At 66.8% G+C, this 10,652-nt stretch carries 11 protein-coding genes and 4 pseudogenes; 7 read left to right on the forward strand and 8 right to left on the reverse strand.

Annotated elements, in window-relative coordinates; genetic code table 11:
- Window positions 1–110: 110 nt before the first annotated feature.
- The 7 genes from ABEB28_RS42015 to ABEB28_RS42045 form a co-directional block, all read right to left on the reverse strand.
- The gene (locus ABEB28_RS42015) at window positions 111–1,463 is read right to left on the reverse strand and encodes an IS110 family RNA-guided transposase (protein WP_345733912.1); all 1,353 of its coding nucleotides are present in this window, start codon (window positions 1,461–1,463) and stop codon (window positions 111–113) included.
- Window positions 1,464–1,554: 91 nt separating this feature from the next.
- A complete protein-coding gene (locus ABEB28_RS42020) occupies window positions 1,555–2,217 on the reverse strand; it encodes a site-specific integrase (protein ID WP_345733913.1) in 663 nt (220 codons plus the stop codon).
- A 393-nt stretch (window positions 2,218–2,610) separates the two neighbouring features.
- The gene (locus tag ABEB28_RS42025) at window positions 2,611–2,925 is read right to left on the reverse strand and encodes a hypothetical protein (RefSeq protein ID WP_345733914.1); all 315 of its coding nucleotides are present in this window, start codon (window positions 2,923–2,925) and stop codon (window positions 2,611–2,613) included.
- Between the two features lie 406 nt (window positions 2,926–3,331).
- Window positions 3,332–3,574: a hypothetical protein gene (locus ABEB28_RS42030; RefSeq protein WP_345733915.1), complete on the reverse strand. Its 243-nt coding sequence runs from the start codon at window positions 3,572–3,574 to the stop codon at window positions 3,332–3,334.
- Between the two features lie 333 nt (window positions 3,575–3,907).
- The gene (locus tag ABEB28_RS42035; protein WP_345733916.1) at window positions 3,908–4,045 is read right to left on the reverse strand and encodes a hypothetical protein; all 138 of its coding nucleotides are present in this window, start codon (window positions 4,043–4,045) and stop codon (window positions 3,908–3,910) included.
- 79 nt (window positions 4,046–4,124) lie between these two features.
- Window positions 4,125–4,262 (reverse strand): DUF4265 domain-containing protein, encoded by a 138-nt coding sequence (locus ABEB28_RS42040; RefSeq protein WP_345733917.1) that lies wholly within the window; start codon window positions 4,260–4,262, stop codon window positions 4,125–4,127.
- 21 nt (window positions 4,263–4,283) lie between these two features.
- Window positions 4,284–5,204, reverse strand: a complete 921-nt coding sequence (locus tag ABEB28_RS42045; protein WP_345733918.1) for an AraC family transcriptional regulator — start codon at window positions 5,202–5,204, stop codon at window positions 4,284–4,286.
- Window positions 5,205–5,346: 142 nt separating this feature from the next.
- On the opposite strand from ABEB28_RS42045, the gene ABEB28_RS42050 reads away from it, so the two are divergent.
- From ABEB28_RS42050 to ABEB28_RS42060, 3 genes and pseudogenes are all read left to right on the forward strand, one after another.
- The gene (locus ABEB28_RS42050) at window positions 5,347–5,757 is read left to right on the forward strand and encodes an organic hydroperoxide resistance protein (RefSeq protein ID WP_345733919.1); all 411 of its coding nucleotides are present in this window, start codon (window positions 5,347–5,349) and stop codon (window positions 5,755–5,757) included.
- A 41-nt stretch (window positions 5,758–5,798) separates the two neighbouring features.
- Window positions 5,799–6,212 (forward strand): annotated as a pseudogene (locus ABEB28_RS42055) (transposase family protein); the annotation flags it as partial.
- A 261-nt stretch (window positions 6,213–6,473) separates the two neighbouring features.
- A complete protein-coding gene (locus tag ABEB28_RS42060; RefSeq protein WP_345733920.1) occupies window positions 6,474–7,013 on the forward strand; it encodes a nuclear transport factor 2 family protein in 540 nt (179 codons plus the stop codon).
- A gap of 67 nt (window positions 7,014–7,080) precedes the next feature.
- On the opposite strand, the gene ABEB28_RS42065 is transcribed toward ABEB28_RS42060, so the two are convergent.
- Window positions 7,081–7,548, reverse strand: coding sequence for a hypothetical protein (locus tag ABEB28_RS42065; protein ID WP_345733921.1), 468 nt, complete (start codon window positions 7,546–7,548; stop codon window positions 7,081–7,083).
- Window positions 7,549–8,366: 818 nt separating this feature from the next.
- On the opposite strand from ABEB28_RS42065, the pseudogene ABEB28_RS42070 reads away from it, so the two are divergent.
- The 4 genes and pseudogenes from ABEB28_RS42070 to ABEB28_RS42085 all read left to right on the forward strand — a co-directional run.
- A pseudogene (locus ABEB28_RS42070) lies at window positions 8,367–8,543 on the forward strand (Type 1 glutamine amidotransferase-like domain-containing protein); the annotation flags it as partial.
- A gap of 231 nt (window positions 8,544–8,774) precedes the next feature.
- Window positions 8,775–9,440 carry a class I SAM-dependent methyltransferase gene (locus tag ABEB28_RS42075; RefSeq protein WP_073255678.1) on the forward strand — a complete coding sequence of 222 codons (666 nt, stop codon included), beginning with the start codon at window positions 8,775–8,777 and terminating at the stop codon, window positions 9,438–9,440.
- A 116-nt stretch (window positions 9,441–9,556) separates the two neighbouring features.
- Window positions 9,557–10,256, forward strand: a pseudogene (locus tag ABEB28_RS42080) (transposase family protein).
- A gap of 253 nt (window positions 10,257–10,509) precedes the next feature.
- Window positions 10,510–10,652 (forward strand): annotated as a pseudogene (locus tag ABEB28_RS42085) (short-chain dehydrogenase); the annotation flags it as partial.

Here is a 10,652-nt window from a genome sequence, read left to right on the forward strand (position 1 = left end):
GACGACGGGCAGGGGCTGCCCATGATGAGCGACGAGGTTACCCGTGGGTTCCTCAATGCCGCGTGGGGCTCGCCCCGGCCCTGCTTGAGAGCGACCGCCTGCCGAGGGCGTTAGGCGGCCAGCGGCGCCACCTGGGCTGTTCGGGTGCCGTGGGCGGCGATGCGCGGGTCCCAGGGTCGGCCGGTGGTGACCACGGCGTGGAGCTGCCGCAGGATCGCGGCGGCGATCACGGCTTGGGCCTGAGTAACGCTGAGCCGGTTGGTCTCCCGCGTGGTCAGGTGTGTGAACCGGGCGGCGTAGACGGGGTTGGCTCGTTGGGCGCCCCAGACCGCGCGCCAGGCGGCCAGCCGGAGTCCAGGGCGGCCTTGGCCGGTGAGTTTGGTGCGGCCGACGAACGCGCCGGACAGCTTCTCCCGCGGGGCCAGGCCAGCGTGTTTGACCAGCGCCCGCGCGGAGGCGAATCGATGTGGGTCGCCTGTTTCGGCCAGGATGGCCGCCGCACCCAGCGGCGAGATCCCGGGAATCGAGACGACCAGGCCGGTCAGTCCATGATGGTCCAGAAAGGCCGTCATCCGCGCCTGGACGTCCTCGAGCCGGCGGTGGGTCTCGTGCCAGTCGCTCAGGATCAACCCGACCCGCTCGAGGGCGCCGCGCCGGTGCGCGGTCACGCCGGCCGAATCCTCGAGCGCGGCGAACAGCAGCCGGGCGATGCGCAGGCAAGGCCGGGTCCGCCCACGGCGGACGACTTCCCGACGGATCGCGGTCTCCCAACGCTCCAGGCCCAGGCGGCGCGCCCGCGCCAGGTCCCCGCCATCACGATCGAAGAGGACCGACAGCGCCGCGGTCCAGGTCACCGACCGGAACGGTTGCCGCGCGGCCTGCAACGCGGCGGGCCAGACGCACTCCAGCAACGCCCGGACCTGCTGCACCTGCCGGCCGGACTCGGTCAGCAGCTGCATCCGCCGTGCGCCCAGATGCCGCAACCGGCCCCACTCCTCGTCGACCGGCTCGGGAACGTAGCAGCGCAGCTGCGCGGTCAGCCGCGCGATCAGCACCGCGTCTTTCTCATCGGTTTTGTCCCAGGTCAGATCCTCGCTGCGGCGCGCCCAGGAAGTCACGACCGGCTGCACGCAGACGAACGGCATCTCGCGCTCGGCAGCCAGTTGACCGAGCACTCTCCACCGGTGACCGGTCGGCTCACACGCCACCGTCGCCCCGGCGAAGCCCGCCGCGCCAGCCTGTTTGGCCGCCCAATCCAGCGCCGTTCCCAGTTTCCACGCCGGGCAGCGGAACGTTCTTCGCGCCAGCACCTGCGAATCGTGGTCGCACACCACAACCATCTGCTTCGCATCAGCCAGATCAATCCCGACGATCGCATTCGACACCGGCACCAGAGCTCGTAACCGACCCAGCCGCGCGTTGCGGTTGCGATCACCCCGGGAAATGCCGCTACCGTTTCTCACCGAACGTCCTCCTCCTGCGATGGGACACCAAGCCCAACAAGCGCATCAGGAGGACGTTCCTAACGCCCTGAACGACACGCACAACGTCTTCCTATGCCGCGGCGGTCGCGGCAGCGGCGTTGTGCAGGGCGGGTGGGAGCACGCTGGTGTAGGTGTCGGCGGTGAGCACGATGCTGGCGTGCCCGAGCTGGTCTTGGATGAGTTTCAGATCGGCGCCGGCGCAGTGTGCGGGGCTGGCGGCGCCGTGGCGGAGGTCGTGCAGACGTCCTGGTGGTAGGCCGAGGTTCTTGCGCAGGAGCCGGAATCGGTTGGTGATGTAGCTCGGGCGCAGTGGCGGGCCGTCGGTTTTGGTGAAGACGTAGCTGGTGTCGGTCCAAGCTTCGCCGGCGGCGCGGCGTTCGAAGCGTTGCTGCTGGGCGTGGGCGCGGGGGATCGCGACGGTGTGCGGGTCGAGAGCGACGGTGCGGCGGCTGGCGGCGCTCTTGGGTGCCCCGACCAGGATCGCGCCGGTGACCTCGACGCGCTGTTGGGCGATCATCAGCTGACGGGCGCCGAGGTCGAGGTCGCACCACCGCAGGCCGGCGGCTTCGCCGCGGCGCAGGCCGCGCAGGGCAATCGGGTGCCAGAGGGCGTGCAGCCGGTCGGTGTTGGTGCCTTGCAGGAAGGTGGCGAATTGCTCGGCGGTCCAGACGGTGACCGGTTCACGTTCGCCGGTGCGTCGCCAGGTCTGGACGCGGGGTTCGGTCCAGACCACTGCGTGCGGGCGCCGGGCGGGGCGAGTTCGATCCGTCGGGCGGGGTTGTCGGTGACGAGGCCTTCGGATCGCGGCGTTGAACGCCGCCCCGCAGGGTGGCTTTCACTCGGTGGAGGGTGGAGCCGGCGAGCGGTTCGCCGTAGCGGTTGCGCTGTTGAGCGAGGGCGGCGAAGGCCTCGGTGAGCTATGGGGCGGTGACCTGTCCAAGGCGATAGTATGTTCTGACCAGCATTATTGGCGCGTCACTACGCTAAGAGCTTACGTACCGCCTTGCCGATAGCTGGATACTCCGTTTATCATTCAAATTGCGTACACAAACGTGCCGATACCTTCGCAAGTTCAGGCGCCAGTCCCCAGGGATGGGCAACCGGCCAGCTCCTGTCAATGTGTAGTTCAATACTTCCACCACAGTGCAGCACATTGCGGGCAGCCGACATTCATGTACCCGCTGGAATCCCGTTTCATGTCGTCGGGCCACGCGTCGATAGCGTGGATCACAGCCGAGCATTTCGGGCACGTGGTGTAGTGCGCCCCACCCTGCCGCACGGTCTCGGCATCGCCACGTTGCACCGCAGCCACCATCTGTGCGAGCCAGTCCACGAAGTCGATCGGTTCGCTACGGGAGCTTGCCTTGTCGAACGCGTCCCGATCCGCCGTCAAGTCGTCGGATGACCGTTTGTGGCCCGATAACCGCCTGAACCAGCCCATTGGTTCGACTCCTCGTAGCCTCAGCCCGGTGCCAAGCCCCAGGCAATCGATCAACAACCTCAGGCGGTCGCATTCATCTATCGGCAATCTCGACGCATGGTAGATGGCTGGCGCAAACCGCACCGAAACGGGCCCTTCAGCGGCCGAACCTCCGCTCGCGAAGCGCGTCCCACCGCTCCACAGCCAAGTGCCAAACCTTCCCCAAACCGCCGCACGCACAAGTCATGCCGGCCGTAGTTGGCACCGCACTTCCCCAGCTCGATCGGCTGTGCCTGTGGTGTCCCGCGATGCCCGACTACGCGCCGCCGCCTGGATCCACGATGGGGACTGGGGCTCGGCCAGCTGACGACGGCGCCGGTGGCCGGACCAGAGCGTAGGCGTGCCCGGCACGATCGTTCGGGTGGCGTCACCTGGCCGGTGGCAGCGCCTGGGCCAGTTCGACCAGTGCCTCCAGGGTCGCCGCGACCTCGGCGTTGGTTGGGGCCGGATCGAGCAGTACTCGCCCAGCGTGGGTCCGGCTGCGCCGGGAGAGTAGCTCCCAGCGCGATCGCTTGCTCTGCGGCGACGCCGAGATCATCAGCGGTGAGGTCAAGTGGACAATCGACGTCCCCGGCCAGACCGGCGGGACATAGCTCGCGACCCGCTGCATTACCAGTACGGTGCCGCGGACCTCGATCCCGACGCTGGACTCCTTCGCCCACAGCTGTCTTCCACCGAGTAGTGCCAGGTAGAAGTCAGCGAGCTGGCGCGGGTAGGCGCAGTCCAGAGATCCCCACCAACCTTGTCGGGCCGCTCACGGTCCCAGCGGCACCCTACGGCCTCCGCCTTCTACTCGTCCCGTAAAAACATCCGGATTTGCAGTTCACCGTATGCTCGGCCCAGCGGGGCGTGGATTTGAAACCAGACGATCGCTTAATGCCGCGTAGTGCTCGGCTAACTAGAGATCGTCGGCAGCGTGCGAGAAACCGGCATCGTCGCGTGCCTACACCAGCCGGTTGTCAGTCAGGCTGACGTCGTACTTCCGCGACACGCCTTGCTCGGCGAAGTAGACCTTGACGAGCGTCGCGGTCGCGTCGTCGTTGCCGGCTCCCGCTTGGGATCTCCTCGTCCATCTCGGCACGGTTGAGAAGGAACGCGGCGCATTCGTGCCAGGTGAACGAGGCACGCGGGCTGTCCCGTAGGCCGGCGCGGGAACGACCCTAGTCCGAGGCTGTCGCTGTCCAGTCAGCGGCGACGGACCCTTCCTCCCAGTGCCACCACCCTTTGGCTTCGCCGTGCTCCAGCAACATGCGGATCCGAGGCAGGTCCGCCGTCGGCGGAATATCCAGTGCGACCATGCCGAACTGTTCGATGCCCTACTAGTAGGTCCGGGTGTGATGGCGGTATCGGCCGGGGGACAGGCCGTGCTCCCTCTTGAACGCTTTCGCGAATGCGTATTCGGAGGTATACCCGGTGCGTTGCGCGACGGTGAGCAGCGGTTGGTCGCTGTCTCGCAGTAACTGTGCGGCCAGGGTCATCCGCCACCAGGTCAGGTATCCCAGCGGTGGTTTGCCGATCAGCGAGGTGAACCGGCGGGAGAAAGCTGCGCGTGACAATCCCGCCTTGGTGCCCAGCGTTTCGACCGTCCACTGCCGGGCGGGCTCCTGGTGGATGTGGCGCAGGGCGGTGGTGATCGCCGCGTCGCGCAACGACGCGGCCCACCCGGTGGACTTGCCGTCGTCGGTTTGCTCCGCGAGCCAGGCTCGCAAGATATAGAGCAGCATCATGTCCAGCAGGGCCGATACGACGGCTTCGGATCCGTGGCCGGGGTTGGCGACCTCGTCGCCGAGCAGGTTGACGGCGGCATGCAGCGGCGTACGGTGGCCGAGACGAGCCGGTACGTGGATGACCTCGGGTAATTCCTCGAACAACGGATGCGGCCGGGTGCGGTCGAGGGTGTAGGCGCCGCACAGCAGGACCGTCGCAGCGCCGCCGCCGCCGCCGTCGGCGCTCGGCCTGATCTCCTGCAGTGAGCCCGAAGGCGCGCCCGCCAATGACGTCGACGGACTGTCAACCAGGGCGTGCCCGCATCCGTGCGGAAGACACACCACATCGCCCACGCCTAAGGCGATCGCAGCGCCCTCTTCCGGGACTAACCAGCACGTCCCTTCCAAGACCACATGGAAGCCGGCGCCGGAGAACGGGTCAGCCCGCACCCCCCACGGAGCGCGCTTGCAGATCTCCGCCGAATGGGGACGGCCGGTCCGCATGACGCCGATCGCGTCGCTGAGCACGTCCATCGCCAGATCGTATCCCCTGCTGCCGTTGAACGAGACGATCAGACATGAAATGAAGACAGAAGGCCATTGGGGGCCGACTCGTGCTCTTCATACGCTGAGTGCGCCAACGGATTGACCGATCGATTCCCCGGAAGGACGGGAGATGAGCCTGTACACCGCCGTCGCCACCGCTACCGGCCGCGACGGCCGCGCTTTCAGTTCGGACGACAAATTGGACGTCGGGCTGGCTCTCCAGAAGGAACTGGGGGGCACCGGCGACGGCACCAACCCTGAGCAACTCTTCGCGGCGGGTTACGCCGCATGTTTCGCCACGTCTCTGCAGCTCGTTGCACAGGCCAAGAGGATTGATGTCGCGGGCATGTCTGTTACCGCCGAGGTCGGTTTAAACCCCAATGGACAGGGCGGCTTCCGGCTCGAAGTCACTCTGCGGACGAAGCTGCCGCGGGATGTTCCCCGGGATGTCGTTCACGAGCTCGTCGAGGCCACCCACCAGGTATGCCCGTACTCGAACGCCATTCGCGGCAACATCCCGGTCGAACTGCTCATAGATTAGGGGTCGTCTTGTAACTGGATTGGCTTCGGTGGCTGGCCATCATGCGGGATGGCTTAGTGTCGTCGCCGGTCATCACCGCCTCGATCCGGGAGTGGATCGAGCCGATCACCGGCTTGACCCAGGGCCAGTTCTGCGAGCTGGTGCGGTCGCCGCCGCGGTGGTGAGGGGATCGCTGATGGGCGTCCCGGCAGGCAACGGGCGCTCGAGCTGCCCGACCGGGTGCTGCTGGTAGCGACCTACTGGCGGACGAACCTGACGATGCGGCAGATCGGGCCGCTCTTCGGCGTCTCAAACTCCGCCGTGCGCCAGGTACTGGACACGATCGGCCCGCTACTCGCGTTGGCACCGGTCCGTCGGCACCGCATCGACCAGATCGCGATTCGTCGACGGCACGCTTGTCCCGACCCGCGACCACACCCTCGAAGAACTACCGGTACTCCGCGAATCTGCAAGTCGGCCACCCCGACCGATAGGGATCCTCCTCGCCGAGAAGCCGACGGAACCAACATGACGCAGATTCGCCTCACAAAGCTTGACCCCTGATCTAGGACACAATCCTCAATCGCCGCCAGGATCCGCCCGTTTCGCAATGCTCCCCAACGCCGCCCGAGTCAGGAAGGAGCGGCTCGACTCCCAGGCGCTCGTTGGTAGGCGCCAACTCGCGTTCGATCGCAGCCAGCCGCGCGTCGGTCCGTCGCCGACGCGCGGCTGTGCCGATGCGCGGCAATCAGTCGCTTGCGGCCACGAGCGCAACGACCGATTTCCGCCAGCGCGTCCAGATGTTATCGGCCAATGTGTTAGGCATGATCACGCGTTCGACAATGACCGACCTGGCCGTGCTACAAGGCATGTACGCGGCCGAAACGGAGTACCTCGCGGCAGGCGGGCCAGGCGCCGCGGACTTTGCGCCGCTCGAACCATTCTTCTCGCCGAACGTTGTACTTCACCAGGCTACAAGCCTCCCGTACGGGGGCACCTGGCGGGGACATGAAGGCATGAAACGGTTCTTCCTCGCTATGAGCCAGACGTGGGACGTCTTCGAGATGGTCGAGCAGCACTTTCTCGCCGCCACCACTCCACTTGTCGTATTGACCTACGTCCACGCACGTGCCCGAATCACCGGACGCGGACTCGATTTCCCGATCTTGCAGACGATTACCGTTGAGGGCGGGCGAATTACCGAGGTTCGTCCTTTCTACTGGGACACCGCCGTGATCGTCGACGCCTGCACAGCGCAACTGCCGACCGGCTCCTGACAGTTGTACGCCCCTGTCCGGCTTGCTCGGTCGTGCGGGTTGTGTTGCAGCGCTGGGGGCGCGGCCATTACGCGAAGGTTTGCCACTCCGTCATCGGAATCGCGCCCTCGGTCGTGTCGCCGCAGCGTTCGGCCCAAGTCTGCGCGACAACGACGGGTCGGCTCAGCACGACGTCTCCGGCTCGTTGCGCCCGCAGGACCAGCCCGAGTTGCGGTGCCCAGGGATCGGCCAGCTGCGAGTAGCGCACCTCTTGGCCGCGGGATGTCACGTAGTCGTGAAACTCGTCTTCGAGCCGGGAAGGCGTGCGGCCCACCAGCCGTAGGCCATCCAACGTCACCTGGGGTCCGCGGAGTGCGTCGACGGCGAGCCCGGAGAGTCGACCTGATTCGTCGTAGTACGTGGTCACCGCAGGGCCGATCGCCGCCGTACCCACGAGGTCGTACTCCGCCCAGCCGTCGCTGCCCGAGGCGCTCGACTGGGATTGCGAGAGGCGAAGTCCGACCTGGACAGCGGCGTGGGCTTCGTTGGAGGTCATTCCGAACCTCAGCGGGCCGACGTGGGAGAGCGGAGTCAACGACCAGGCAAGCCGCTGGGAGTCTTCCAGTACGTCCCAAACCGACACGTTGTCTCCACATTGAGTAGTGAGTCGTGAAGCGGCGTGCTGCGCCCGCGGACTAGCCGGAACTATGCTCTATCGAGCGCCGCCAGAGTCGTCGTTTGACAAGGCCTTAATGCGCCGCATGACCCGGGTTGGCGGACCTCGCTGGACGCCCTCATCTGCCGCGGCTGGCGTGCTCGCCAGCGGAGCCGGTGGTCGATCGGTGGTTGCTCGGATGTAATGCAGCGTCGTGGTTCATTTAATCCGCGGGTTCTGGGTTCGATCCCCAGGCGGCCCACCCGCTGACCTGGGCTATCGCTCGGTCGTTCGTTCCTATGCGGATAGTGGTCGCTGACGGTGCTCCCTTTGCGCGAGAGATTGCATGCGCGCCCGGAGCCTGCTGTGAGCCGTTGAGCTGCGGTTTCCCGCTCTCACGGAGCCGTCATTTGCGTGCGTTGACGCGCGCGAGTCGGCGCCGATTGGCGGTCTTTCCAGAGCTTCCGGAAGCGGCAGCTGCCGTCCGTCCAGCCGCGTGACACGTACCCGGTGTCGGTCCAGTCCTTGCCGGCGGCGCGGCGCTCGAAGCGCTACTGCTCGGCGTGCGCGCGGAGAACATCGGTCGCCGCAACATGCGTATTCTTGTTCCGGCAATCGCGCCTGGTGACCTGAGGAAACCTCCGGACAGGTGCTGAACTCCGAGTCCCAGCACAGTCAGGGTGTTCGAAGGCAGGTTCCGTGGCGAACTCGGAGGCGCCTTGAAACTCTTGCTCACGTCGGGCGGCGTCACGAACCCAAGCATTCGCTCGGCGCTCGGGGAGCTTCTCGGCAAGCCGATCGCCGAGAGCCACGCCCTCTGCGTCCCGACAGCACAGTGGGGTCACCCGATGTGCGGCCCGGCTTCCGTGCGGGGCTTCCTCGCCGCCGAGCCCAAGTCCGACCGGCAGTGAGCCTTTGCCAACCTGGTGAGGGGGCTGGCCAGCGGTTGTGCGCGTGGCGTGCGGCCCGGGAGTGGATGTGCCAGCGCTGCGGCCGTCGTGGACAGCTTGGTGGGGGCGGTGGTAAAGGTGGTGCCCACCGTCCTGGGCGGACGGATCGATCGCGTCGCCTTCGCGGTTGGAGTGTCCGACACTCCTACGTCCGACCTGTTCCCTAGAGTCCGGCGGGTGAGTGAGAACGAAGCGTTGGATCGGACCCGTCGAGACTACGACGAGGTCGCCGAGTTGTACGACGACATGGTGCGACAGGGTGACCAAGTCATCGATGCGCTGTCAGCAGGGATGATCAACGCCTTCGCCGACCTCGTCCGCGCCGGTGGGTCGGTGGGTGCTGTGGTCGATGCGGGTTGCGGTCCCGGACAGTGGACCGATCACCTGGATCGAGCCGGTATCCGGGCTTACGGGATCGATCTGTCACCGGCCATGGTGGCGATCGCCCGCCGGTATCGTCCCGACCTGCGCTACGAGGTCGGTTCTATGCTCCATCTCGACGCAGGGGACGAGTCGATCGCGGGCATCCTGGCGCACTTCTCGTTGATCCACACGCCGCCGGACCTGCTTCCGCGTGTCCTGTCCGAGTTCGCCCGAGTGGTAGAGCCGGGCGGACCCCTGCTGATCGGTGTGCAGATCACCGACACCGCAGACACCAACGGTTGGGTCCCGTACGACCACAGAGCCTCACCGGCGTATCTGTGGACCCTCGACGCGCTCGCCGACCGACTGCGCGAGCACGACTTCGCCGAGCTCGGACGCCTGCGAATCGTTGCTCCGGCGCCAGGCAAGCCGCCCGCCGGATACCTGCTGGCGCGCCATGACGCCAGAAGTAACGAATGAATTTGCCGACCTGGGCGGGCAGTCAGCGGTGTGCAGCGTGGCGTGACGTCGAATGGGTGAATCTCCTGGTAGACGGGCGATTGCCTAGATCAACACGTCCCACCAGGAGCTTCAACGTGCTGTCCTACCCGTCCGGGATGACCGTGTCCAGCCGCGCCCTCGGCGTGCTCTCCGATGCGCTGCGAGCGCAGCGCAANCTACCCGTCCGGGATGACCGTGTCCAGCCGCGCCCTCGGCGTGCTCTCCGATGCGCTGCGAGCGCAGCGCAACCAGCGCCGAACCCAGGCGATCGAGGTCGCCCGCCGCAAGGCGTTCGTGATCCTCGACGGCACCCTGCTGCGCATCGACCGGGTAGGCATGACATCGGGCTATGACCGGGCCTTCTACTCCGGCAAGCACAAGGCCCACGGGCTGAACGTGCAGGTCGTCGCCGACCCGATCGGCCGGCTGGTGTGGATCTCGCCGCCGCTGCCCGGCGGGAGACATGACATGGGCGCTGCCCGTGAGCACGGGATCATCGACGCGCTGGCCACCCACGAGATCCCCGCGGCGGCCGACACCGCCTATCAGGGCGCCGGGCCGACGGTCGCGGTTCCGCAGCGGCGCCGTCGGAAGGATCTGGGCACCGGCCGCTACCGGCGCCTGTCCCGGAACCAGAAGGACGTCAACACCGCCCACGCCCGCCGCCGTGGACCCGGTGAGCGGGCCAACGCCGAGCTGAAGAACTGGCGGGTCCTGCGGAAGATCCGCTCCAGCCCGAACACCGCCCACCGGCTCATCGCCGCAGTTCAGACCCTCATGATCGCCAGCGCATGATCAGGTTGGCAAAGGCTCAATGCATGTGCAACTCGGTCAGCCGCCGGAACGCCTCGCCATCACCGGCCCGCGCCCTCGCGATCAGCTCGCTCGCTGTCACGGCTCATCACCCACCTGGTGTCAGTTCTTGCCAGCCCTTCTCCGGTTCTGACACCGGGCCGGCCGAGAACTGGGCGCTCCACGCCCGACCAATTCCTCCGCAGCGTGGTGTCTGCACCATCGACAGCTCGATTCCACCTCATGAGGAGCACACATGACACTCACGGGCAAGACAGTCCTGGTCACCGGAGCCAACCGCGGCATTGGGAGGGCGCTGGTCGAGGAGGCGCTGAGTAGGGGCGCGGAACGGGTCTACGCCGGCACACGGCAGGCCTTGAACCCGGGCCTTGACCCCTG

Source organism: Cryptosporangium minutisporangium (genome assembly GCF_039536245.1).
Lineage (GTDB): Bacteria > Actinomycetota > Actinomycetes > Mycobacteriales > Cryptosporangiaceae > Cryptosporangium > Cryptosporangium minutisporangium.